Source organism: Occallatibacter sp., from assembly GCF_035317045.1.
Taxonomy (GTDB): Bacteria; Acidobacteriota; Terriglobia; order Terriglobales; family Acidobacteriaceae; genus Telmatobacter.
Genome location: NZ_DATHHT010000025.1, coordinates 71,955 through 95,885, shown reverse-complemented (window position 1 = coordinate 95,885; position 23,931 = coordinate 71,955). Strand labels below are relative to the sequence as shown.

The window sequence follows — 23,931 nt, the reverse complement described above, 5'->3', positions numbered from 1 at the left end:
ATACGGAGTTAATGGATCGAGCGCTGCGGCTGTCGCAGGAGCGGTTTGAGTGCGTTGCTTGTTGTATGCCGCTCACTGGGGACCGCTCCGTAGCATCGTGGCAGAGCTGCGACAGACCGACAGCAGTTGTGGATGTCGCTGCGCTACACCCGGAAGGAATGAAAATCGCTGCTGGTCAGATCGTGCTTTCGCACCCGAGCGGAGCTTGGATGGGGCACCTTCGTTCGTGCTGATGTCATTTTCACGGCAGATTCCTGCCATACAGTCGTCACAAAACCAAGCTAGACTCTCGAATTTCTTCGAGAATGTTGGAGGGCTGTCCAGTACACGTACCCAGGGGAGACAGGTATGCAGACTCTGCTTCAGAACATCCGTTTCAGCTTCCGTATGCTGGCGCGAAACCCCGGCTTGACCGTCACGGTTCTGCTTACATTGGCCATCGGCATCGGTGCGAACACCGCCATCTTTACTGTCGACTATGCGACGCTCCTGGCTCCGCTGCCCTATCCGCAACCCGATCAGCTGGTGATGGTCTGGTCAAAAATCCAGACCTATCACAATGGAGTTGCCGCAGGCGACTTCCTCGACTGGAAGCAGCAGAACACGGTGTTTCAGGATCTTTGCGCCTGGTCCGGCACCAGCTTCAACCTGGCCACCAAAGACAAGCCGGAATACGTCAATGGGACTCGAGAGACGTACAGCATGCCCCAGATGATGGGTGAGCCGCTCCTCATGGGCCGCTACTTCTTGCCGGAAGAAGGCGTGGCCGGCCGCGATCACGTCGCCATCCTCACCCATAAGCTGTGGGTCAAACTGGGCGCGAATCCTAACATCGTCGGCACCACCCTGCGGATGGATGGAGCGCCCTACACCGTCGTCGGAGTTCAGCGCCCCGGCATCTTCGATCGCCAGGAACCGCAGCTGACGGTTCCCCTGGTCTTCAAGCCGGAACAGGTCAACCACGACTTTCACTGGCTCCTCGTCATGGGACGTCTTAAGCCGGGAGTCACCCTGAAGCAGGCGCAACAAAACATGGACTCCGTTACTGCCCACATCGCACAGGTTTATCCCAAAAGCGACACGGGCTGGAACTCCTATGTCGAGGGACTTAAGAACGATTTTCTGCCCAAAGAGCGCATCAAGATGCTCTGGCTGCTGCTGGGTGCCGTCGGGTTCGTGCTGCTGATTGCCTGCGTGAACGTCGCCAATCTGCTGCTCGCGCGCGGCATGGCGCGGCAAAAGGAACTAGCCGTTCGTGGCGCGCTCGGTGCCGGCCGCAGCACCATCTTCGCCCAGCTTCTTACGGAAAGCCTGATCCTTGCTCTTGCCGGCGGAGCCCTGGGAGTCGGCGCGGGTTACGCCATGCTGCAGGGCCTCGTCCTCGCCATGCCGCGCAATACACTGCCCAGCGAGGCCGATCTGCGCCTCAACATTCCCATCCTGCTCTTCGCTCTCGTCGCCACCACGGTGGCTGGTCTTCTGGCCGGCTCCGCTCCCGCCTGGTATGCATCGCGCGTCGATCCCGCCGAGATACTGAAAGAAGGTGGACGCGCCGCCACCAGCGCCGGCAAGCATTTCCTGCGGCGAATTCTGGTCATCGGCGAGTTCGCGCTTGCGCTCGCTCTGCTCGCGGGCGCCGGCCTCACCATTCACAGCTTCTGGAATCTCGCTCATGTCGATCTTGGCATCAAGACCGACCACGTTCTCAACTTCTTTCTACCGGTGCCGGAAACCCGCTCCAAAGATCCTCAAGTCATCTCCGCCTACTACCGCGACATTCTCGCCCACATCGCTGCTGTTCCTGGCGTGCAACACACCGCTGCGATGACAGGCCAACCGCCCTACGGGGCGGGCTTTGGCATGCCGTTCATGCTCGAAGGCGGCCAGACCTACGCAGATCCGTCGCAACGGCCAGGGACCGGCTTCGGCATGGTGACTCCGGATTACTTCAAGGCCTTTGGCGTTCAACTCATCTCGGGGCGCGGTTTCACTGATCAGGACGCGGCAGCCACGGTCAAAGTGGCCATGGTGAACCAGGACTTCGTGCACAAATACCTGCAGGGCAAGGACCCTCTTCGTCAGCGCGTGCTTGTCGAAGAGCTGATTCCCGGCGTCACCAAGTTGGGCGGATATATTCCATGGCAGATCGTCGGGACCTACCACAATGTGCACATGGCGGATCAGCGCGACGAAAACCCCGAGATGCTCATCCCCTTTTACCAGATCCCCTGGCCGCAGGCGGGCTTTGCAGTGCGGACGTCTGAGAACCCGTCTGCGATGCTCAACAGCATCTCCGCCGCGGTGCACCAGGTCGATTCGAGCGTCGCCCTTGCCGAGCCCAAGACTCTCGACGAAGTCGTCGACGAATCTATGGCCAACCAGCGATTCACACTCATCCTCTTCACCAGTTTCGCGGCTGTTGCCTTGTTTCTGGCCGGACTCGGCATCTATGGCGTGATGTCGTTTTCCGTGGCCCAGCGTGCGCACGAAATCGCGCTTCGCATGGCTCTGGGCGCCACGCGCCATCGGGTTGTCAGCCTCATCATTCGTGATGGCGTGGCTCTCGCCGCGATCGGACTCGGTCTTGGCCTGATCGGCGCCTATTTCGTCGGCCGCGCGAGCTTCAAAATGGCTGTCGCGATCGGTCCTAAATCGGAAACCTCGATCACCGAGAGTCTATTTGCGTTTCTCGAAAATTACGATGTGCTGCAGCGGCAGGGTCTCTACTGTACGCACGCGCACCAACCCGACCGCATTCATTTCCTTCTCCAGTTGCTCAACTGACATTTTGTGTACTTCTTTGATGGGGACTCGAGGGTCTTCCTTCCGATATTCGACAAAGACTATTCGACCGCCTGGCTTCAGCGCGTCGCGAACCTTCGTCATCACCTCAAATGGATAAGCCATCTCATGATAAACGTCCACCAGAAGCACCAGGTCCACGCCTGTTACGGGCAAGTGAGGATCGATCTCGCTGCCCTGCACTACTTTCACGTTCGTGGCTTTCAGAGCGGCCGCACGTGTTCGGAGGGTATTTAGCATCGCCTCCTGGATCTCGACAGCCAGCACCTTGCCAGTTCCGCCTACTTTTGGCGCCATTCGGAATGTGAAATAACCCGATCCTGCGCCCAGGTCCGCAACGACTTCCCCGGGACGAAGATCCAACGCGTCGATTACCTTGGCAGGATGCTCCTCTTCTTCGCGCTCACGCCGGTCCAGCCACTCAATGCCACCTGGGCCCATCACCTCAGCAATTTCCCGTCCCATATAGAACTTCCCCGTACCGTTGGGGTCATGGTTCGCCCGGGTCTCGTAGAGCGGTCTTGTTGATGGATTGGGAGGCCCATCTTGCTGAAGAACCGGGCAAGCCAGAACGCCTGGCAAGACCGCGCAATCCCGGGCTAACGAGCCATTTGGGCCAGCCAGGAAAAATGCCGCAATGAAGGTGGAAACAAGCATGCATCGCGTAGGATCGACAATCACAGACATCTCCAGAGTGTGGGCACTGCTCTCTGCCAACGATAGCCGGTTGTAGCGGGTGCGTGATCGGCCGCCAGAGGCTATGGTCGCTTCGACGGCAACAGCGCTTACTTGGTCGCCGGGGACGAACTTCCTGCGCTCCGGAACGGCAGTCGGACTTGGAGCACCCGCTCTCGGGTGCGCTCCTCGGAAAGGTTGCGTGCGCGTGCGCGCAGCAAGTCGTCGAGCGAGATCATCCCAACTATTCTGCGATCTTCGTTGCTATCCACAACAGGCATCCGCGTGTAACCTGTCTCTGCCATTCGATAGACGACGGTCGACAGCGGTTCTTCGGCAAACGCCATGATCGGGTTGGGGCGCGCAAGATCGCACATCCGAGTCGATTCGCCGCGGTGGGAGGCCAGGTCTTTGCGCGTGATCACTCCGCTCAGCCGGCGGTCGGCTCCGATAACAGGATAAAGATGCTGCCCACGTGGAGAGTGGCCGTCCTTCACCATGCTCCGTGCCTCGGCAATCGTGCCGGTACCCTCGAATGCTATGAGTCTGGTGCGCATCACTTCGCGAACGAAGATAACCTCCAACGGGTCCACACTGTATTCGCGGCTGAGATGAAATCCCCGCCGCGCCACCTTCTCGGTTAGAATCGAGCGCTTCAACACCAGGACGGTGAATGTGTGGGCGATGACGGCTGCAACCAGCAGCGGCAGAATCATGTTGACATCGTGCGTTAGTTCAATTGCGAAGACAATTCCCGTGAAAGGGGAGCGCATGGTGCCGCCGAGAATCGCTCCCATGCTAACGAGTGGCCAAAATCCGGCGCCCGCCGCAGGAAGAAACGATGCTTCAAGGCCGCCCAACGCGCCGCCCATCATCAGCAACGGAGCCAGAACTCCCCCAGAGGTGCCCGACCCCAGCGAGACAGCCCAGATGGTGGATTTCACCAGAAGAACGCCTAGCAGCAGGCCGATAGTTCCGTTGCCCTGGAGGAGCGATCCGATAGTGTCGTAACCCACGCCGAGCGCCTGCGGAAAGATCAAGCCTCCCACGCCAATTACGAGACCTCCGATTGCCGGCCACCACATCCAGTGAATCGGCAGCTTGGCGAAGGCGTCTTCAGCTGCATATACGGCGCCGGTCAGCAGCGCGGAAAGCGCGCCCGCGAGAATACCGCAAACAACGCAACCCAGGAGCCCGGCTGGACCGATAAACACCGGATGCGCCGGTGTGGGGAACAGCGGACCGAGACCAATGAGGTATCGCCGTCCAGCGCCAGCGGTGGCACTGGCCAGCGCCACCGGAATGAGGCTGCGCGGCTTCCATTCAAAGAGCAGCAGTTCGACCGCGAGGAGGATCGCCGACAACGGCGCTGCGAAGGTGGCAGACATGCCTGCCGCTGCGCCGGCCACCAACAGTGTTTTCCGTTCAACGCTTGTGAGATGGAAGAACTGTGCGATCATCGATCCGAAAGCACCGCCGGTCATGATGATCGGGCCTTCCGCGCCGAAAGGTCCTCCGGTTCCAATCGATAACGCCGCCGACAGAGGTTTGAGAATGGCCAGCCGTGGCTGCACTTTGCTTCCGCCGATGAGAATGGACTCAATGGCTTCCGGGATGCCGTGGCCGCGGATTCGCTCCGAGCCGTAGCGCGCCATCAAGCCAATGACTAATCCGCCGGCGACTGGCACCAGGACAGCCCACCAACCAAGGTGATTGCCTGCGGGCGAGACCATCGCAGTGCCGATACGCTGGTAATAGAACAGATTGGTAAAGAGTCCGATCAGGCGTAACAGCGCGAGCGCGACATACGCGGCAATCACGCCGATTACCATCGCTAACCCAGCGATAGGCAGCACTCTGATGGTGGTCGTGAAATCGCCCAGCTTCCTAAGTTCTTTCGAGAGCTTCATGCGCCGTCCAGCACCTTCCGTAGTGTTTTCATTAATTCGGGGCCACCATCCAGGAGTTCGTCGTGGTGTGCAATCGACAGGTTGTGCAACTGAGATTCCCCTTTTGGGGTAAGCCGAAGCAGCACTTCACGATGGTCATCTTCTCCGGGGACACGCTTCACCGCGCCGTGTTCTGCCAGCCGGTTAACAAGTTCCACCGCACTGTGATGGCGAATGAGCATCCGCGAGGCCAGCTCGCCGATAGTTGGCTTCACGCCGTCTGGCAGGCCTTTGATGGCCAGGAGAAGCTGGTGCTGTTGCGGCTCGATTCCGTTACGACGCGCCTGGTCTTCACTGAACCGTAGAAACCGACGGATTTGATATCGAAACTCCGCCAGCGCTTGAAACTCACGGATAGTCAGGGGTTTTGTTCTTACTGCCACAGATATATCGTAGCACGATATGCATTCAGGCTCAATCGACGCCGATCACCTCAGGATCGGAAGAGATGCGCCGGCCAGAGGAATCGCTACGTACTGGATTCGCTGACGCAACGCACAAAGAGACGGAATCAGAGAGGCGAATCGGCGATACTCCGTTGGCGTCTCGAAAATCCCGCCATATGAGCCAAACGAAAATGAAAGGCCGGGGCAGCTTCGCCCCGGCCTTTGTTGCTTGCGCCGCTGCACCTTGTTATCGGTTGACGCCCGCCAATTCACGCGTTGCGGCCGATTCTTTTTCAACCTGCGACAAACATTCTTCAAGAATGTCGAGAGCAACGGTGGCTTCATCCTCAGTGACGATCAGCGCAGGGCAGAGGCGGATGGAAGTCTCTCCGCAGCCGAGGATCATCAGGCCTTTTTCGAAGCAGAGGGTTTCGACGCGATTCCGCAGAGCAGTTGCGGGCTCGCGCGTGGTTTTGTCCTTGACTAGCTCGACGCCGATCATGAGGCCGCGCCCACGTACGTCGCCGACGAGCGGGTGCGTTGTCTTCCAGCCTTGCAGCCGGTCGAGCATTTTGGCGCCCACCTTCGCAGCATTGTCGATTGCCCCTTGCTCGAGAATATTGACGGTCGCCAGCGCCGCCGCAAGCGAAACGGGATTGCCGCCGAACGTTGAAGCGTGCGAGCCCGGAACCCAATCCATGATTTCAGCGCGGCTCATGCACACGCCGAGCGGCATGCCGCTGGCAATGCCCTTCGCCATGCAGACAATGTCCGGCTGCACGCCTGAGTGCTCGATGGCCCACCACTTGCCGGTGCGCCCTGCGCCTGATTGCACTTCATCGGCAACCAGCAGGATGCCGTGCCGGTCGCAGATGCCGCGCAGTTCGCGCAGGAAGTTGTCTGGCGCGACGACGTAGCCGCCCTCGCCCTGAATTGGTTCGACGAAGATTGCTGCTACTTCTTCTGGAGGGAGGATCGTCTTGAAAAGTTTCTCCTCGATGTAGCGTGCGCAACCGAGGCTGAAAGCTTCTTCCCCCTGAGGGCCACCCGTGCATCCGCGATACGCATAGGGGTAGCGCACATGGGTCACACCGGGAACGAGCGGTGCGAAACGGCGCTTCTGCTGGGGCTTGGACGCAGTGAGCGAAAGCGCGCCCATTGTGCGTCCATGGAATGCGCCGAGGAATGCAATGATATGCTGGCGGCCCGTGTGATAGCGAGCCAGCTTGAGCGCGCATTCAATTGCCTCGGCGCCGGAGTTGCCATAGAAGAACTTATGCGGTCCCGGCATGGGGGCAACAGCCGAAAGCTTTTTGGCAAGATCCGTCAGCGGCTCGTTGTAGAAGTCGGTGCCAGAAATGTGAATCAGTTCCGCCGCCTGTTTCTGGATCGCGGCAACAACCTCGGGATGGCAATGGCCGGTGGATGTCACGGCGATGCCGGCTGCGAAGTCAATGAACTCGTTGCCATCCACATCTTCGACGCGAATGCCGCGTCCACGCCTGGCCACCAGCGGGTAGGAACGCGTATAGCTGGGCGAGATCAGGAGGTCATCGGTTTCGACTGCGGCCCTGGCTTTGGGGCCCGGCACGGGTCCAAGCAGTTTCGGTCCGAACTTGGCATGTAGCTCTTGTTTATGCATCTCTAGTCTCCTCGTCAGATTGGTTTGCGCGGCGGAAGATGTAGCAACGCCGTGGCCCCGGGGAAGGGGCATTTCCGTTTCGCAGACTGGCGACGTCTGCGACAGAAGGCGAGGGCCTTCGGCGGTGTCTAAACTAATCGCCGCCGAAGAGACTAGGTCGTGTGCGGATGGGCAGTATGCGCAGGTGGCGTCGAGGGCAGATGCACCGCGCGCGGGCCCGCGACCAGCGTTTTGTAGCTGGTATCGGCTGCAGAGCGCATGGGAAGTGCCTGTGCATGAGAGCCCCCGCTTGTCGCAGGATAGCACGCGCTTTGGACGACTTTCCATTGGTTTCCGCGCGTTCTGGCCTCGCATCCTCTTAGAGGCGTCTGAACCTCTGGTTCAGCAATACAATATGCATCGCTGTTTAAACGTGCATTCAGCATCCAAATCACTTGGTGGCTTCTGGAAGAGGCGACGGAACCGGATGACAAAACTGAGTTTGGCGGACTGGCTCCTGGCCGATCAAAAACACCCTCTGGGAGCACACGGGTCTTGTGAACCAATCCATCCATGGTGGAGCGTCATGTGCCTTACAGGCGTGGATTACTTCTCCACGTTGGGTTACCAGCCCGGAATCGCGTTCCTCGCGGCCGGCGTGCTTTCGCCGTTTGCGACGCTCGTGCTTGTTGTGGTTACCCTGTTTGCGGCACTTCCGCTCTACAAGCGGGTGGCGCAGGCCAGTCCCAACGGGCAGGGTAGCATCGCCATGCTGGAGAGGCTGTTTCCCGAGTGGGGCGGCAAGATCTTCGTTCTTGCACTGCTTGGATTCGCGACGACCGATTTCATCATCACCATGACGCTTTCGGCTGCGGACGCGGCGGCACACTTCGTTCACAATCCCTTCGCACCGCGATGGCTTGCCAGCCAGATGCTGGTGACCCTTGTCCTGCTTGCAATCCTGGGGGCGATCTTTCTGAAGGGATTCAAGGAGGCGATTGAGATTGCGGTCGTTCTGGTGGCTGCTTACCTCGTGTTGAATGCGATCGTCACCGCGCGCGCGGTCTTCGAGATATTGCATCGTCCTGAACTTGTCATGCAGTGGCGGATTTCACTTTTTGCGCAGCATCCTCATTGGCTCGGGATCGTTGCCATATGCCTGCTTCTTTTTCCTCGCCTCGCGCTGGGACTGTCGGGGTTTGAAACCGGAGTCGCCGTGATGCCGCTGATCGCTGGCGCTGATCTCAAGGCGCGCATCCGCAACACACAAAAGCTGCTGACGACCGCTGCCGGAATCATGAGCGTATTTCTCATTGCCACCAGTTTTGTGACTACCGTCCTGATTCCATCGCATGCATTTGCCGATGGTGGGGAAGCCAATGGCCGTGCCATGGCCTACCTGGCGCATCAGTATTTCGGGAATGTTTTTGGGTCTGTCTACGACATCAGCACGATCCTGATTCTTGCGTTTGCCGGTGCCTCGGCCATGGCGGGACTTCTCAACCTCATTCCTCGCTATCTTCCGCGCCTTGGCATGGCACCCGAGTGGGCGCGCGCATCGCGGCCGCTGGTGCTGGTTTTCATGGGCGTGGCGTTTTATGTGACCTATGCATTTCGCGCCAACGTCGATGCACAGGGCGGCGCATACGCGACCGGCGTGTTGGTGCTGATCACGTCCGCGGCATGCGCTGTGACGCTTTCGGTTCAGACTCCGCGTGCGCGCCTGGCGTCTTTGCTGGTGACGCTGGTTTTTATCTACACCACGGCCATGAACATATGGGAGCGTCCTGAAGGATTGAAGATTTCCTGTTTCTTCATTGCAGCCATGATGTTGGTTTCGTTTGTTTCACGCGCCACTCGGTCGACGGAGCTTCGGGTCACCGGCGTCGAACTTTCAGAGGATGCGACGGCCTTTATCCGTTCCGCGGGCGATCAACCGATACGGATCATTCCACATCGACCCAAAGAGACGACGGCCGATGATCTTGACCGAACAGAAGCCTTTGTCCGTGAGATTCAAGGCCTTCCCGAGCAAGTGCCCATTCTCTTTCTCCAGGTGGAGCGCACAGATGCTTCGGAGTTCAATCAGCGCCTCTCGGTGCAGGGCCAGAGGATCGGTCGCCATTGCGTTCTGCGCGCGCGAAGCCCCATGGTCTCAAACTCCATCGCGGCATTGCTGATTCATATCGAGAAGATGACGGGACACGTTCCGCATATCTACTTCAAGTGGAAGGAAGGAAATCCGGTGGCGAACATCTTTCGATTTCTCTTCCTTGGCGAGGGGGATGCGGCTCCGATTACTCATGAAGTGTTGCGGAAGGCTGTCCGTGATATCGAGCGCCGGCCCATCGTTCATGTGAGCTGAAAACCCTGCGCTGCATAGGGCCGATCAAAAAACGAATAAGGCGCAATATGCGGGAAGCAAAGAGGAGCGTTACAGGCTACGATGAATTTGACGCATGCCCTCTGTGACTGCTGAAACGCCACACTTCGCGAGCAAACCGGCGACACGGCTGTCCATTGTGCTCGCATTTGCCAGCGTCTATTTCTTCTGGGGATCGACGTACACAGCGATCCGGATTGGCGCGGCGGAGATGCCTGCGCTGCTGCTCACCGGAGTGCGCTTTACCATTGCAGGCGCAATCCTGATCGCGTGGTGCCGCTGGCGCAGATTGCAACTCCTGTTCCCAGCAAAGACGATGCTGATGCTCGCCATCATTGGCCTGTTGTTGCTTGGCTGCGGCAACCTCGGCCTTGTCTACGCGGAAGAAACACTACCCAGCGGGCTTTCGTCGCTTATCCTTGCGGTCACGCCCCTCTATGTTGCCCTTATCGAAAAGTTTCTGCCGGGTGGAGAGCCCGTGCCTGCGCGCGGATGGCTGGGCATGGTGGTTGGCTTCGCTGGACTGGCGGCGCTGCTGTGGCCTTCGCTCCACATGGGACTCGCCGGCAATCGCTCGGTGCTGGCAGCAATCATCGCTCTGCTCGCCGGAGCGCTTGTGTGGACCGTCGGCAGCATCCTTTCGCGCCGAACCAAACTGCCGGTTAACAGCTTCGTCGCCGCATCCTGGCAGATGCTCTTTGCCGGAGTCTTCAACATCATGCTCGGATCGCTGCTTGGGCAGTGGCCACAGTTTCATCTGACTCGAGCGGCGATTGGATCGCTGGCGTGGCTGGTTACGGGAGGATCACTGCTTGGATATACGGGTTTCATTTACCTGCTGGAGCACGTGCCCGTCGCCAAGGTCGCTTCCTATTCCTACGTGAACCCGATGGTCGCCGTGCTGCTCGGCGTTCTCATCCTGCACGAGCGTCCCCAAGCTGCGGAATTCATTGGCATGGCCGCAGTGGTATTTGCGGTGTTTCTGCTGACGACGGCGCAGATGAAAGCGAGAGTCGCCTGATGTTGAAACCCGCGCTGCTGCTCGTCAGTCGGATTCAGGAAGCGGGCTTCTTGTCGAATGCCGTCGCAGGCACGAGCTGGGGATAAAAATCTCCGTCGAGTACGATGGCGGTCCCCTCAAAATCCTTCAGCGCCTGATCGTCGCCGGCGACGACCATCCAGCAAACGGCAGCTTTCTTCAGCAGGCCGCACGCGATCTCAAGGGTATACGGCATCTCGGGATGCCCCTTGGGGTTTCCCTTCGCGCGTTCGATCCACAAACTGTGGCTTCCCATGGAATAGGACCCGTATACGGGATCGCCGAAGTCGAAAATCTTTCTTGGCCCTTCAGAGCTTCCTTGGGCAAAGCCGGGAAGATCCTTGGCTGTAAGAATCTGCCCGAAGCAATCGAAGGGGAGCGCCATGGCCGCAAGAAAGGAGGGCGGCGTTGCGTGTCGCGCACTGATCGGGATCTGGACACACGCGATCTCTTTTTTCTCGTCTTCGGACTTGGCTGTCGCTGCCTGTTGCTGTTTTATCTCGGGGAGGGTGGATTGCGCGTCAATCGCGTCCCAGCTTCCCGGGATGCGATAGGTGAATCCGAAGTCCTCGGCGGTTGGAGGGGTGGCAGGCCGAGCCTGCGCCAGCAATGGTGCGGCGATCAGAAGAAGGCTCGGTACAAGATAGCGAATGTTCATTTCGCGGCAAGTCTACCACGGACCGAGAGGGTGCGCTGGTTGCTAGGAACACTCAAGCGCACTACTTAAGCAGCAACACTGAAAGCGCGGAGGCGATGCCTCCAAGGGAAAACAGAATCCCCAGGTACCAGTAGATCCGGCTGCGCGTGAGGAGCGTGACGGAGGTGATGACGAGGCCGATTTCGAGCAGGGCTTCGGCGAGGTCGAAACGATCGGCGCGAGCTTCGGCGTGTTCGACTTTTTCTTCCAGCCCCTTGGCCTTTTCCTGATCTTCCTTCAGATCGTCGTTCCATTTCGCTTGATGATCGGCATAGTGCTTAAGGGTTTCCTGCGCCTTTTGTTTATCGGCAACGGTCAAGCTATTCAGCAGGTCGGCGTTCAGGCCGGTGTTGTAGGCGCGGATCTTCTGGCTTTGATACTGATTCCACTGGTCGGTGGCCTTGTTCTGGTCGAGCACGGCCTCGGTGTGGGTGCGATGGCCGAGAACGGTGGTGACTGCGACCAACACGGCCAGCACGCTCATCGTGAAGGCGACGGGGCGCAAGGCGGATTCACTTGAGCCGTGCTCAGCGTGTTCTTTCAGTTCCTGGGCCTCATTGGCTTCCATGGGGGCGTGATCTCCTCCGTGACGAATGTGTCGGGGCAGCGTCATTTGCGCTTCCAGCGCACGCCGTCTTTCGAGTCTTCGATGATGATGCCTTTTTCCGTCAACTCTTTGCGGATCTGATCGGCGCGGGCAAAGTCGCGCCGCTTCTTGGCGGCGTCCCGCTCGGCGATCAGAGCGTTGATGGCCTCATCTGTGAGTGACTGCTGTGCCAGCAACTCCGGTGCGACGTCGGCGATGCGGCCTTCTTGCTCGGCCCACTCGACGGCGCGTCGCGTCGGCTCGGTATCGCGGTCCTCGATGACGACGAACACCGCATCGAAGGCTGCCAGCACTGCGGCGACTGCTTCTCGATCGGTCTGGAAGAATTTGCCCTGATCCATGGCGGTATTGGAGAGACGCACCAGTTCGAAGATTGGCGCGCGCGCTTCGGCGGTATTCAGGTCATTGGCAAGAGCGGCCAGGTAGTCCACATGGGCTTTCGATGCGGCGGCCTGGACTTCAGGATTTTCACCGGCGGGGAATGCGCCTTTGACAAGCCGGTCGTGGAAGGTGCGGAGGCGGTCGATGGCTGCGGTCGCATCGACAAGCCCGTCAAAGGTGAAATTGAGTTGATGCCGGTAGGGAACCGAGATCAACGCCAGGCGGATAGCTGACGCTTTGTAACCCTTCAGCAGCAGATCGCGAAGGGTATAGAAGTTGCCTTCGCTCTTGGACATCTTGCGTCCGTCGACGAGCAGAAAGCGCACGTGCATCCAGTGATGGGCGAGCGGTTTGTGGGTGACGCTTTCGCTCTGGGCAATCTCGTTCTCGTGGTGGGGAAACATCAGGTCTTCGCCGCCTGCGTGGAGATCGAAGCTATCGCCCAGGTACTTCATCGACATTGCCGAACACTCGATGTGCCATCCCGGCCGGCCGCGGCCGATTGCGGTTTCCCACGAAGTCTCGCCGGGTTTCGCCGCCTTCCAGAGGGCGAAGTCGCGCGCCGAGTCCTTTTCGTATTCGTCGACATCGACGCGGGCACCGTCTTCCATTCCGCTCAAATCTTTTTTGCTCAGCTTGCCGTATTCCCGGAATGACTTCAGCCGGAAATACCAGGAGCCATCGTCGGTCTGGTAGGCAGCGCCTGCTTCGGCGAGTTTCTGAATCAGCTCGACCATGCGCGGGATGTTTTCGGTGGCACGGGCAATGATCTCCGGCCGCTCCACGCCCAGGGCGTTGAGATCTTCAAAGAATGCGTCGACGTATTTGGGCGTGTACTCACCGATCGGCACTCCCGCTGCCGACGCGTTGCGAATGATCTTGTCGTCCACGTCGGTGATGTTCATAACGTGGCGGATCGGCATCTCCATCAGCCTCAGAGAGCGCCGCAACACGTCTATCGCGAGAAATGTGCGGAAGTTGCCGATGTGCCCATAGTCGTAGACCGTGGGCCCGCACGCGTACATGCGCAACTCTTTCTTATCCATGGGGACGAGCGAGTCTATTTGTCCCGAGAGGGTATTGAACAGGCGCATAGGAATTGGGGCAGCGGGCAGGCGACTCATATTTCGGGTCAAAAACAGAGGCAAGTTGGCCTTTCTGATTGTAGCAGTGGGGATTACGGGTGGGATTCCGGTTACCTTTGTGGTCGAAATTGTGACCTTGACTTCGTCGTATGCTTGGTGCAAGGCGGCGTGTGGTCGTCAGCTATCAGATGGAAGAATGCGTCTTATCTTTGCTTTGCGACCCGGATACCCGCTATGCCCTGGAGATGTCCAGCGGCAATCTGCGGAATACCGCGACCGGACGCATCTATCCGATTCGCGACGGCATTCCTCTGTTTGTCAGTACGGTCACCGGATCGAACCTGAAATACCAGACGCTCTACGATCGCATCGCGCCAGGCTATGACCTGGCCGAACGGCTCTATCACTGGTTCACCCGCAAGCCCAACTACCGGCTTGATTTTATCGGTGAACTTGAATTGAGGCCGAACGCCCAGGTGCTTGAAACCTCTGTGGGTACCGGAGCGAACCTGCGTTTTCTGCCGCGCGACATTGACTTCTACGGTGTAGATATTTCGTGGGGGATGCTGAAAAAGTGCCAGCGCAATCTGCTCACCTGGAAGCGGAAAGCCCACATCTTCCAGGCCGAGGCTGAACGGCTGCCATTCAAGGTGGAAGCATTCGACTGCGTCTTTCACGTGGGCGGCATTAACTTCTTCACCGACAAGGTGCGCGCCATCAAGGAGATGATCTGGGTGGCGAAGTCGGGCACCAAGATCGTGATTGTGGACGAGACGGAGCGCACTGTTCGGGAAAACTACCAGCGGACGCCTGTGGTTAGAAACAGTTTCGGGCCGGGAACTGAAAAAGTGAAATGCCTCGCCGATCTCGTTCCCAGCGAGATGAAGGACATCACTGCCAAGGAGATCTGCGGCGGGAAGCTGTATTGCCTCACGTTTCGGAAGCCTTAGAGCGCTGACTGCGGACGGAATTATCCACCCAGGGCGAGCGAGGGATCAGCGGAAAGGTCGGGTCGTGCAAACTGTCCGGCTATGAAGCGCGGCCATGCGGCTGCGGCAATCATCGCTGCATTGTCCGTCGAAAGCGCGAGGGCGGGGAATGCGATTTGAATGCCGCGTCGTGCCGCTTCCGCGGTGAAACGCTCGCGCAATTCCCGATTGGCCGCAACGCCCCCGGTGACCAGAATGCGGCTAGCGTCGAGAGATTCGGCAGCGCCGAAGGTCTTCTTCATGAGGTCGCCGACGACGGCGTGCTGAAAGCTGGCGATGAGGTCGAGCGTTGGTTGGGGGCACAATTCCAGGGCTGCTTCCTTGGTTTGCGGCGGGTGTCCGGCGGCGAGCATGCGCGGAACGCGCGCGACGGCCTCTTCGCGCATGCCGTGCAACTCGACATAGCGAAGGACAGCCGTCTTGATTCCCGAAAAAGAAAAAAGAAAATGTGGGTCGAGCGCGGCGATGGGCGCGGTTTTCGCTGCCTTCGTGCGGGGAGCCTCGCCGCCGAGATGTGCCTTTGCCTTGATCTGCGCGAACGCGAACGGCACGGCATGCGGGTCACCGAAGCGGGCCAGCGCGTCGATCCAGGGGCCGCCGGGATAGGCGAGCCCCAACAGCTTGGCGACCTTGTCGTAGGCCTCGCCTGCTGCATCGTCGAGCGTCCGCCCGATCAGTGAATAGCGCCAGTTTCCATCTGTGGTCTGCGCAAGGTAGAGATGCGTGTGTCCGCCGGAGACAACGAGGGCCAGCGCAGCCTCGTCGGCTTCAGAATATTGCGCGTCGGGCAGGGAGCGCTCCTGGAGAAGCACCGCGTGAATGTGTCCTTCGAGATGGTTCACCGCGATGAGCGGAAGCTCCTGCGCGAAGGCGAGCGCCTTGGCATACGTGATGCCGACGAGCAGCGCTCCTGCCAAACCCGGGCCGGAAGTGACGGCAATGGCATCCAGATCGGCCAGCGTTACTCCTGCCTCGGCTAGCGCCGCGCGAACCACGGGTACGATGGCGCGCAGATGCTCGCGGCTGGCGAGTTCCGGCACCACTCCGCCATAGCGCAGATGGGTCGCGATCTGGGAGGCGACGACGGACGAGAGGGTGCGCGCACCGCGCTCGACGACTGCGGCCGCGGTTTCGTCGCAGGAGGATTCAATGCCGAGGATGAGGCCGCGAGGCATACTTCAAGTTTAACGGTCTCGAATCTGGCGGCTGAGACGGACTATCCTCAAGCAGAGAGATGTTGCCAACTTCGCCTCAATTCGAAGCCGCGCTGGAGATCATCAAAACGCTGCGTGCGGCGGGCTACGAGGCCTATCTTGCAGGCGGGTGCGTGCGCGATCTGCTGCTGGAGCGGGAACCCAAGGACTATGACGTTGCGACGTCGGCGACGCCGGACACCGTTCTGGAGATGTTTCCGCGCACGTTCGCCGTCGGTGCGCATTTCGGGGTGGTGCTGGTGGCTTCGGAGACCGGCGATGCCTGCAAAGATGGCGCCGTAGAGGAGAGGTGCGTGACGGAGGTGGCAACGTTCCGTTCGGATGGGGCTTACTCCGACGGGCGACATCCCGACGCGGTGCGTTACACGAAGACCGCCGCGGAGGACGTGCAGAGACGGGACTTCACGATCAACGGGTTGCTGCTGGATCCGCTGCGCGAATCGGGCGACCTTCGGCTTGATGTCATCGACTATGTTGGCGGTCTTGATGACATCGATGCCGGCCTGATTCGCGCTATTGGCCTGCCCGAGAAACGGTTCGAAGAGGATCAGCTTCGGTTGCTGCGTGCGGTTCGGTTTGCTGCACGTTTTGGTTTCTCGATTGAATCGGCAACCCTCGCCGCGATGCGCAAACTCGCGGCGCGCATCCATGCGGTTAGCCGGGAGCGGATACGCGATGAGCTGACAAAAATGCTGACTGAGGGGCACGCCCGGCGCGCCTTTGAATTGCTTGATGAAACCGATCTCCTCGTCCAGGTGCTCCCTGAAGTTTCAAGGATGAAGGGAGTCGCACAGCCGCAGCAGTTCCATCCCGAGGGCGACGTGTGGATTCACACGCTCATGCTGCTGGAACAACTGGAGCCCGGCTGCGCGATGACGCTGGCCTGGGGCGCGCTGCTGCACGACGTGGGCAAGCCGCCGACGTATCGCGAGGCGCCCGACCGCATTCGTTTTGACGGTCACGTGGATGTGGGCGTGGCCATCGGTGCGGAGATCTGCAGGAGTTTCCGCTTCTCCAATGACGAAACGCATCAGATTCTTGCGCTGATCGAAAATCACATGCGCTTTGCCGATGCTCCACGGATGAGGGCCTCGACGCTGAAGCGCTTTTTCCGTCTTGAGAATTTTCCCGAGCACCTTGCCCTGCACCGGATGGACTGCATGGCTGCGCATCGCAACGTCGACACCTGGAATTTTGTCCGCGAGCGATACGAATCCATGCCCGAGGAAGCGGTGCGGCCGGCGCCGCTGATCACCGGGCGCGAATTGATTGCCGCCGGTTACACGCCTGGTCCAGCGTTCAAAGAAGTGCTTCGAGCGGTTGAGGACGCGCAACTGGAGGGATCGATCAGGACGCAGGAAGAAGCGCTGGCACTGGTTCGAGAAAAATTGGGACCTGCGTGACGCGGATCCTTTGACTTGCCGATTATACGTTCAGTGCTCGCGTCAGTGCACGCGATGAAATGTGCGGCTCCAACGCGTGTCGGTGAAGAAATGGATCGCAACGTGGCCCATCCAGGCCAATCGATTTCCCAGGCCCTTTTGATCCTCCTGATCTCCAGGCGTCTTGAATGACCAGTAGTTGAAGAGAGGCCGGCCCATGATGTTCTCGCGCGGGACGAGGCCCCAGAAGCGCGAATCGAGGCTGGCGTGTCGATGATCGCCCATCATGAAGTACTTATCGGGCGGCACGACGAGATCGCCGTTCTCAATGTGGTTAGGCAGATCGACCACCCACGTGGTGACGGCACCGTGTGAGTCCTCCACGGTCGGCAAGACTGACGGAAATTCGTCGGCGTAGGCGCGTTCGCTGGGGGCGATCGGAGTGTCGAGGCCTTCTTTGGGCATGGGCTGCGCGACACCATTGATGAAGACCGTTCCGTCGTGGAGATGAATGCGATCACCAGGCATGCCGACCAGGCGCTTGACGAGGATGGAATAGACGGGGTTGCCGTCTGCGTCGGGTTCGGGCTGAGGCGCGGGACGATAGAAGACAACGATGTCGCCGCGCTGCGGGTTGCGGTGATGGACCAGCGGCATCCAGCTTGTGGCGGGGCTAAACGTGATGCGATCGACGAGCAGATGGTCGCCGACGAGCAGGGTGTCTTCCATTGAGCCGCTGGGGATTACGAAATTCTGACCGAGAAGCTCGAGCGCGAACAGGCCAATGACAAGGACCGAGCAAAGGCCGGCGAGGGTCTCGAATGGAGTCTCTTTCAGTGGCGCTACGGATGCGGGTTCAGGCTCTTTCGCCGCCGATTCGCGCGTGCCTTTGCTGGCCATTTGCTTCGCTCCGTTGATGCTCGGCTGAGCTTGAGGGAACTGCACCTACTCTATCGCACGGAGGAGGCGGGGCTCAGTCAACCGACGACAGCCTGAAGCGGTCGCGCGCAATTCTGGTCGAGCGCGTATGCAAGCCACCCTTCGGGCAGGGGCAGGTGGGAAAGATCGGCCTCGCCGGAATCAAGAAAAGACTCGAACAGCACTTTGTAAAGCCCGCGGCGACCGGCCAGCATTTTGTGGCGTGCGCGGAGGAATCCGAAGCGAAACTGGGACGCCGGCTCGAATTCAGCGAGAAATTCACGGGAGAAGAATCGATGCGAGCGCGCTACGGCCATGAGGATGAGCGATCGCCAGCTGGTGCGCAGCAGGCTCTTAAGTGCAGGGTCTCCATGCGGCAACTGTTCAATCTTGTCGGCGACCCGTTCGCTGAAGGCGAGCAGTTGGCGTACGAGATTATCGAGCGGCAGTCTGGCAGCGGCGGCGCGCGAGAATAAAGTAGCCGCTCCGTGCTTCAGGTCATCCTGGACATCCTGCAGGTCATCGCCCAGCTGCAATAGGACACCCCAGTCGAAGGCGAAGTGCGCCTCGTCATCGCTTAGAAATCCATGCGAGAGACAGGCATCGGCGAGCACCGAGGTGCCGCCTTTCGCGCAGCTCAGCCGCAGCAGTTCGGCCTCGCTCGCGCACCCACCGCGCTTCAGCTGCGCCATGCTGTTTTCCTGTGCCTGGTGGATGGCGAGCAGGCATTCGTATACGCGCGGAAAGCGAGGGCGGGGGAATTGCTCTTCAATCAATCGCACCATGGCCCATACCGCGGATTCATGACGGTCGCGTGGAACTAAGTGGAGGCCGCACAGGCGGTCGCGAAAGCGCGCGCTGAATTCAAGTTTGCGGGCGGTGGGGATTTTTTCGGAATCGAGATAGTTGTCGCTGTAGGGATAAAGCAGGCTGTAGCCAAGGATCGACGGCGTCATTTGCATGCGGTCGCCGAAGAGCGGCTGAATACCACAGACGGTCCAGGCGTTGCGGCAGGCCTGGATCGTATCGGCCATGGTCAGGTTTGGATCGAAGCGGCGCGCCCATTGCGCAAACTGCGTGCCGATGGGGAGGAAACCGTGCTTGAGCAGGTTGACGGCATCCTCTTCAAGGCCGAGAGCAACAGAGGCAAACGGTGGAAAGACGGCTACGATGCGGCGTTGAGCGGCAATGCGCTCTGCATGGCTGCGCCGCGCCTGCTTCGCTTCGCGCTCAACGGTGCGAAGAGCTTGATCGTAGGCGTCCTCCTTTCGCTGCTGGTCAGCGCGCGAGAACCGAGGGCGATCCTGGGCACAATAGGGGGCGCGGAAGAGGCCGCAAGATTGCCACTCCGCGATGGTTGTTGAGACTTCTGACTCGACCCACGCCCAGTTGTAGCCGCGCTCCATGCTGGCTTATTACGGAATGGAGAGGCGAACGGTTCCAGGTGACCAGCGTCAGGGCGCATGGCCAAAGGTTTGTTGCGTTTGAGCCGATTCGTGGCATAGTGACAGTCATGCACGCCCTGCGCAAGACGAACCAGGAACTGGTTTTCGTAGACAGTACGATCTGGCTCGCGATTCTCCTTCTTGGGTTCTCGATCTTTGCTGCTTACAGAAGTTATGTTCAAAGTTCCCGTGGCGGGTTTTTGGCTGTTGGCTTCCTTCTGCTCTTCTCGTTTCTCTTTTGGCGGAAGGAGATTGTCACCTTCGACGCGGGTCGCCAGCAGGCGGAATGGAAGCGCCGCCGCGCCTTCAAGGTGGCGAGCGGAACTGTTCCTTTCAGCGAGATCACAGGCATCGGGATGGAGACTACGACGGCCAGCCATGGGGTACTGACGTACCGCCTCACGATTCTTACCCGCGACGAGCCGGTTCCTATGTCCGATGTGTACAGCGGCAATCAGGGACATTACGAATCGATCAGACAAGAGATTCTGGCATTCCTGCATCTGGATTCGGACCAGGCCAAGTCAGCCCAAGGCGCTCCCCTCGTTGGCGGAATCGATGACGAGGCTTCTGTCGTTTCGCTCCTGAAGCAGGGCCGGAGGATCGATGCAATTCAGCTGGTGCGGAGCACGCAGAAGATCGGACTGGCTGAAGCGACCGACCATGTGGCGCATATTCTCGAAAAGATAAAGGTCGCGCAGTAGGCTGGCTCGGCAATTCGCGCGCCTAGCGCCGAGGCATTCGAGATTCCTTCAAGCGTGCTCGGCGACAATTGGAATGTGCCGGGTGAAATTCGCAAATTCGATGTGATTGTGCTGGGCGCGGGGGCCGCGGGGTTGATGTGCGCGGCGGTTGCGGGCCAGCGCAGCCGGCGGGTTCTGCTGCTGGAGCACAACGCGCAGCCGGGGAGGAAGATCCTGATCTCCGGCGGCGGACGCTGCAACTTCACCAATATTCACTGCACGCCTGCGAATTTCATCTCGGAGAATCCGCACTTTGCGAAGTCGGCGCTGGCGCTTTACGAGCCGCCGCACTTTCTTGAGCTGGTCGAGCGCTATGGAATCAAGTGGCACGAAAAGACGCTGGGGCAACTTTTCTGCGATCACTCGGCGCGACAGATCGTGGATATGCTGCTGGCGGAGTGCGAGCGCGGGCATGTTGAAGTTCTGCTGAATACGCGCGGGATTGCCGTTGAGGGCAGATCCGGTGCGTTTCGAGTTGATTGCTCTGCGGGCACGTTCACGGCGGGTGCGTTGGTGGTTGCGACGGGCGGGCTGTCGATTCCGAAGATGGGTGCGACGGGCCTGGTGTACGAGCTGGCGCGGCAATTCGGGCTGAAGGTCGTGGAGCCGCGGCCGGCGCTGGTGCCGCTGGTGCTGAGTGGGCGGGAAAAGAGCTGGGTGGACCTGGCCGGGGTTGCGGCGGACGTGACGGCGCAGGCCGACCGTGGACCACAGTTTCGCGAAAAGCTACTGGTGACGCATCGCGGATTGAGCGGGCCGGCGGTGTTGCAGGCATCGTCGTACTGGCGGCCGGGCGAGGCGATTCAGGTGGATTTCGCTCCGGAAGCGAACGGACAAGGCAGGCTCCTTGAATCTTTGCGCGAAGACGGAGCGCGCCGGGATGCCGTTGCGTTCAAACAGACGTTGCGCGCGATACTGCCGCAGCGGCTGGCAGGGCATTTGGCCGATGTGGGCGCTCCTGCCGGTTGGAGCAATGCGGCTCTCGATACAGCGGAGCGCAATTTGCGCAGTTGGCCGTTTCACCCAGCGGGAACGGAAGGGTTCGAGAAGGCCGAGGTGACGGCTGGGGGCGTGGATACGGATGGGTTGAATTCCAAAACCATGGAAGCGCGTACGGTCGCGGGTCTCCACTTTATCGGCGAGGGCGTGGATGTGACCGGCCATCTTGGTGGCTTCAACTTCCAGTGGGCGTGGGCCTCGGCGGTTGCGGCGGGAAGAGCAGTTTAGGGTCGTTGTCGGATAGAGACAGACTCTCAGGTCGCAGAAGAAGTCCATTTTGATTCGCGATCATCGCGCAGGAGAGCTCTCGTTTCTTCTCGTGGGCTTCGTTCTCTCCGGGCGGCACGCGTATCACCAGTTACCTCATTTCTGCTCTAGAGTCAGGGCGTAAATATCGGCTGTTCCCACATCACGAATCAACAGCGGTGCGTCGTTCGGATCGAGGCCGAACCAGGCTGTCAACGCTCCCGTGGAACGGAATCCCTTCAGATCGACAACGCGTCCTTCAGCGCCATCGGAAATGCGGACTCGAAAAACTCCCGGATTATCCCCTCCGCGCAGGAAGTAAATGAATTGGCTATTGGACGACCAAGTGGGCCAATCGACCCGGCCCTTTTCTGGCAGCGCGAACCCTCTGTTCGTCTGAAGGTCGAAGACTTTCAGCCCTCCCGGGGCGCCAATGTGGAGCCCAGCAATAAAGCGCCCGTTGGGCGACCATCGAGGCGAAAAGATGCCCTGCGACCCGGGCAGCGTGGTGATCTGACGGTTGTCGAGGTCGAGAACCCGCAGGACGTAGTTTAAAGAAGAAATTTCATCGAATGAATGCACAGAAGAAAAGACAATCTTGCGTCCGTCGGAGGACCAGCTCGCGTCGCCCGTTCCCCCCTTTTCTTCCGGGACAATCAACCGGGGTGTACCGCCCTGGGAAGATACGACGAAGCCTTGCGAGCGTCCCGACGTTTCAATTTGGAAGAACAGAATCTGGGCGCCGTCGGGCGACCAGTGGGGAGCAATGGGATACATGGGAGGGTTGGTGAGTTGCAGGGGATTGCTTCCGTCCCGATTGGCCCTCCACAGGACGCCATCGGGAAAGGTAACGTAGGACACGAAGTGGCCGTCTGGAGAGAAGGTTACATACTCCGCAGAGATGCCTCCGAGCCAGGGCTGGAGCTGATGGGACTGAGCGTCAAAGCGAACCAGTTCCCCCCGCAGGATGACACCCTCGGCAAATATCTTCGTCCCGTCTTTGCTGGGGATGGGCGTGTTCCAACGGATTGGCCCTGAAGTCAGTTGAACGGGCTCGGTGGCCGAGTGCCTGAACAGCCCGCGACGCTCATCGAGGGCCCAAAGCTGATTTTCGGGTTCATAGCCATTACGGAAAGGGTACTGAAGCAGGAACACGAAGAATTTGCCGTCGGCAGTCCAACGTCCGCAGCAAAGCGGCGTCGAGGCGCGCCAACCCGGCAGCAACTCGTGGAGCCCCGATCCGTCCGACGACATCTCCCAAATCCGACTACCCTTGACAAACCTAATTTTGCTGCCGTCCGGCGACCAACTGAGCGTGTTGGAAGGCCCTCCCACATCGGCCAGCTTTCGATTTGCCGTTCCATCGCTACGGATGACATAGAGTTCGTTGCCCCCCGCGCCGTACACCAAGGACTTCCCGTCAGGAGACCATGCTGCGGAATTGACCGAAACGCCTGTCAACAGTTGGCGGCGCGAGCCGGCGGGAATCGGGACGCTCCATAGCCCCCATTGGCCGCCATCGAACGTGGTTACGAGAAGCGACGACCCGTCTGGCGAAACATCCTGGAGAGAGAAAACACGCAATGCGGTTGGAATTGGCGCGATCTCTCCGCCGGATATCGCAACCTGTGCAATGGGTCCGATGACGGACTCCTGCGTGAAATAGAGCCGGCTGCCGTCGGTTCCGGCCAGTACCTTGTTGTTACCGTCGTGGGTGATCTGCGTATAGCCATTTTCAGCGACCCGCAGTGGCGGCAGCGGACGGCGGAGGTACCAGGCTGCCACGGCAAGGACAACAACGAAGATGGCGGCGCCGGAAAGCAACCAACTCTTGAGGCTGTTGGGTCTTCCATCGGTCTGCTTTCCGTCTTGTGCCTTGCCGCTCGCGCTTTTGTCTAACTGCACCCAAGGTTTGGCGGCGGCCTCCGCAACGTCTTCATGCACAGGTGTGGGGACAAAATCCCCCTTGCTGAGACCATTCGGCTTGCCCGTCGCATCCAGATTTCCCGAAGCATCTTCAGAAATCTCTATCTTGTACAGGAAACGGTATCCGACTGTAGCCACGGTTTCGATGTAGCGGGGGTTACGGATTTCATCACCCAGAAGGCGACGGAGTTGCGCGATGGTGCGCGTCAGGGAACTCTCTGTAACTGCCGCGTCGCCCCAAACGGCATTCAGCAGTTCTTCCTTTGCGATCAGCTTTTGAGGATTGCGCAGCAGGAACAGGAGCACGCGAAACGTCTTCGGTTCGACCGGTATCACCTCACCGGCCTTAACGAGGCGGAACTCCCGCTCGCGAACCTCCACGTCAGCGAATTTGAAAACAATGGACTTATTCCCCGTCACAAAGCTCCCTGATCCGCCCTCTGA

The 23,931-nt window shown here is 59.6% G+C and carries 18 protein-coding genes; 7 read left to right on the top strand and 11 right to left on the bottom strand.

The window, feature by feature from the left end:
- Positions 1-348: 348 nt before the first annotated feature.
- The gene (locus tag VK574_RS12470; protein WP_472800188.1) at positions 349-2,784 is read left to right on the top strand and encodes an ABC transporter permease; all 2,436 of its coding nucleotides are present in this window, start codon (positions 349-351) and stop codon (positions 2,782-2,784) included.
- On the opposite strand, the gene VK574_RS12465 is transcribed toward VK574_RS12470, so the two are convergent.
- The 4 genes from VK574_RS12465 to VK574_RS12450 form a co-directional block, all read right to left on the bottom strand.
- Positions 2,677-3,267: a class I SAM-dependent methyltransferase gene (locus VK574_RS12465; protein ID WP_472800187.1), complete on the bottom strand. Its 591-nt coding sequence runs from the start codon at positions 3,265-3,267 to the stop codon at positions 2,677-2,679. The genes VK574_RS12470 and VK574_RS12465 overlap by 108 nt on opposite strands.
- 320 nt (positions 3,268-3,587) lie before the next feature.
- On the bottom strand, positions 3,588-5,387 hold the full coding sequence (locus VK574_RS12460; RefSeq protein ID WP_472800186.1) for a chloride channel protein: 1,800 nt from the start codon (positions 5,385-5,387) through the stop codon (positions 3,588-3,590).
- On the bottom strand, positions 5,384-5,809 hold the full coding sequence (locus VK574_RS12455; RefSeq protein ID WP_472800185.1) for a MarR family winged helix-turn-helix transcriptional regulator: 426 nt from the start codon (positions 5,807-5,809) through the stop codon (positions 5,384-5,386). Before VK574_RS12455 ends, VK574_RS12460 begins: the two co-directional genes overlap by 4 nt.
- Positions 5,810-6,059: 250 nt before the next feature.
- Entirely contained in the window at positions 6,060-7,454 is a 1,395-nt protein-coding gene (locus VK574_RS12450; protein WP_472800184.1) for an acetyl ornithine aminotransferase family protein, read from the bottom strand.
- A 565-nt stretch (positions 7,455-8,019) separates the two neighbouring features.
- On the opposite strand from VK574_RS12450, the gene VK574_RS12445 reads away from it, so the two are divergent.
- Entirely contained in the window at positions 8,020-9,798 is a 1,779-nt protein-coding gene (locus VK574_RS12445) for an APC family permease (RefSeq protein WP_472800183.1), read from the top strand.
- A 94-nt stretch (positions 9,799-9,892) separates the two neighbouring features.
- A complete protein-coding gene (locus tag VK574_RS12440; protein ID WP_472800182.1) occupies positions 9,893-10,837 on the top strand; it encodes an EamA family transporter in 945 nt (314 codons plus the stop codon).
- Positions 10,838-10,871: 34 nt separating this feature from the next.
- Here the strand turns inward: VK574_RS12440 and VK574_RS12435 are convergent, their stop codons facing one another.
- The 3 genes from VK574_RS12435 to cysS form a co-directional block, all read right to left on the bottom strand.
- Positions 10,872-11,513: a hypothetical protein gene (locus tag VK574_RS12435; protein ID WP_472800181.1), complete on the bottom strand. Its 642-nt coding sequence runs from the start codon at positions 11,511-11,513 to the stop codon at positions 10,872-10,874.
- Positions 11,514-11,574: 61 nt separating this feature from the next.
- Positions 11,575-12,165: a DUF4337 domain-containing protein gene (locus VK574_RS12430; protein WP_472800180.1), complete on the bottom strand. Its 591-nt coding sequence runs from the start codon at positions 12,163-12,165 to the stop codon at positions 11,575-11,577.
- Positions 12,162-13,640, bottom strand: coding sequence for a cysteine--tRNA ligase (gene cysS, locus VK574_RS12425; protein WP_472800213.1), 1,479 nt, complete (start codon positions 13,638-13,640; stop codon positions 12,162-12,164). Before cysS ends, VK574_RS12430 begins: the two co-directional genes overlap by 4 nt.
- A gap of 134 nt (positions 13,641-13,774) precedes the next feature.
- On the opposite strand from cysS, the gene VK574_RS12420 reads away from it, so the two are divergent.
- Positions 13,775-14,575 carry a methyltransferase domain-containing protein gene (locus VK574_RS12420; RefSeq protein WP_472800179.1) on the top strand — a complete coding sequence of 267 codons (801 nt, stop codon included), beginning with the start codon at positions 13,775-13,777 and terminating at the stop codon, positions 14,573-14,575.
- A 20-nt stretch (positions 14,576-14,595) separates the two neighbouring features.
- Here the strand turns inward: VK574_RS12420 and tsaD are convergent, their stop codons facing one another.
- On the bottom strand, positions 14,596-15,789 hold the full coding sequence (gene tsaD / locus VK574_RS12415) for a tRNA (adenosine(37)-N6)-threonylcarbamoyltransferase complex transferase subunit TsaD (protein WP_472800178.1): 1,194 nt from the start codon (positions 15,787-15,789) through the stop codon (positions 14,596-14,598).
- A gap of 59 nt (positions 15,790-15,848) precedes the next feature.
- Between tsaD and VK574_RS12410 the strand changes: the two genes are divergently transcribed.
- The gene (locus tag VK574_RS12410) at positions 15,849-17,231 is read left to right on the top strand and encodes a CCA tRNA nucleotidyltransferase (protein WP_472800177.1); all 1,383 of its coding nucleotides are present in this window, start codon (positions 15,849-15,851) and stop codon (positions 17,229-17,231) included.
- 42 nt (positions 17,232-17,273) lie between these two features.
- On the opposite strand, the gene lepB is transcribed toward VK574_RS12410, so the two are convergent.
- Positions 17,274-18,110 (bottom strand): signal peptidase I, encoded by an 837-nt coding sequence (gene lepB, locus VK574_RS12405; RefSeq protein ID WP_472800176.1) that lies wholly within the window; start codon positions 18,108-18,110, stop codon positions 17,274-17,276.
- Positions 18,111-18,187: 77 nt separating this feature from the next.
- The gene (locus VK574_RS12400) at positions 18,188-19,534 is read right to left on the bottom strand and encodes a hypothetical protein (protein ID WP_472800175.1); all 1,347 of its coding nucleotides are present in this window, start codon (positions 19,532-19,534) and stop codon (positions 18,188-18,190) included.
- Between the two features lie 38 nt (positions 19,535-19,572).
- Between VK574_RS12400 and VK574_RS12395 the strand changes: the two genes are divergently transcribed.
- Positions 19,573-20,277: a hypothetical protein gene (locus VK574_RS12395; protein ID WP_472800174.1), complete on the top strand. Its 705-nt coding sequence runs from the start codon at positions 19,573-19,575 to the stop codon at positions 20,275-20,277.
- 54 nt (positions 20,278-20,331) lie between these two features.
- Positions 20,332-21,543, top strand: coding sequence for a BaiN/RdsA family NAD(P)/FAD-dependent oxidoreductase (locus VK574_RS12390; RefSeq protein ID WP_472800173.1), 1,212 nt, complete (start codon positions 20,332-20,334; stop codon positions 21,541-21,543).
- A 135-nt stretch (positions 21,544-21,678) separates the two neighbouring features.
- Here VK574_RS12390 and VK574_RS12385 read toward each other — a convergent pair whose 3' ends face one another.
- Positions 21,679-23,907: a winged helix-turn-helix domain-containing protein gene (locus tag VK574_RS12385; RefSeq protein ID WP_472800172.1), complete on the bottom strand. Its 2,229-nt coding sequence runs from the start codon at positions 23,905-23,907 to the stop codon at positions 21,679-21,681.
- Positions 23,908-23,931: the final 24 nt, after the last annotated feature.

Excerpts from the sequence above, each read along its gene's own strand:
- VK574_RS12410 (WP_472800177.1), top strand. The coding sequence starts at position 15,849 with ATGTTGCCAACTTCGCCTCAATTCGAAGCCGCGCTGGAGATCATCAAA.
- VK574_RS12460 (WP_472800186.1), bottom strand. The coding sequence starts at position 5,387 with ATGAAGCTCTCGAAAGAACTTAGGAAGCTGGGCGATTTCACGACCACC.
- VK574_RS12470 (WP_472800188.1), top strand. The coding sequence starts at position 349 with ATGCAGACTCTGCTTCAGAACATCCGTTTCAGCTTCCGTATGCTGGCG.
- VK574_RS12465 (WP_472800187.1), bottom strand. The coding sequence starts at position 3,267 with ATGGGACGGGAAATTGCTGAGGTGATGGGCCCAGGTGGCATTGAGTGG.
- VK574_RS12450 (WP_472800184.1), bottom strand. The coding sequence starts at position 7,454 with ATGCATAAACAAGAGCTACATGCCAAGTTCGGACCGAAACTGCTTGGA.
- VK574_RS12430 (WP_472800180.1), bottom strand. The coding sequence starts at position 12,165 with ATGACGCTGCCCCGACACATTCGTCACGGAGGAGATCACGCCCCCATG.
- VK574_RS12400 (WP_472800175.1), bottom strand. The coding sequence starts at position 19,534 with ATGGAGCGCGGCTACAACTGGGCGTGGGTCGAGTCAGAAGTCTCAACA.
- VK574_RS12420 (WP_472800179.1), top strand. The coding sequence starts at position 13,775 with ATGCTTGGTGCAAGGCGGCGTGTGGTCGTCAGCTATCAGATGGAAGAA.
- tsaD (WP_472800178.1), bottom strand. The coding sequence starts at position 15,789 with ATGCCTCGCGGCCTCATCCTCGGCATTGAATCCTCCTGCGACGAAACC.
- VK574_RS12440 (WP_472800182.1), top strand. The coding sequence starts at position 9,893 with ATGCCCTCTGTGACTGCTGAAACGCCACACTTCGCGAGCAAACCGGCG.
- VK574_RS12435 (WP_472800181.1), bottom strand. The coding sequence starts at position 11,513 with ATGAACATTCGCTATCTTGTACCGAGCCTTCTTCTGATCGCCGCACCA.
- VK574_RS12445 (WP_472800183.1), top strand. The coding sequence starts at position 8,020 with ATGTGCCTTACAGGCGTGGATTACTTCTCCACGTTGGGTTACCAGCCC.
- lepB (WP_472800176.1), bottom strand. The coding sequence starts at position 18,110 with ATGGCCAGCAAAGGCACGCGCGAATCGGCGGCGAAAGAGCCTGAACCC.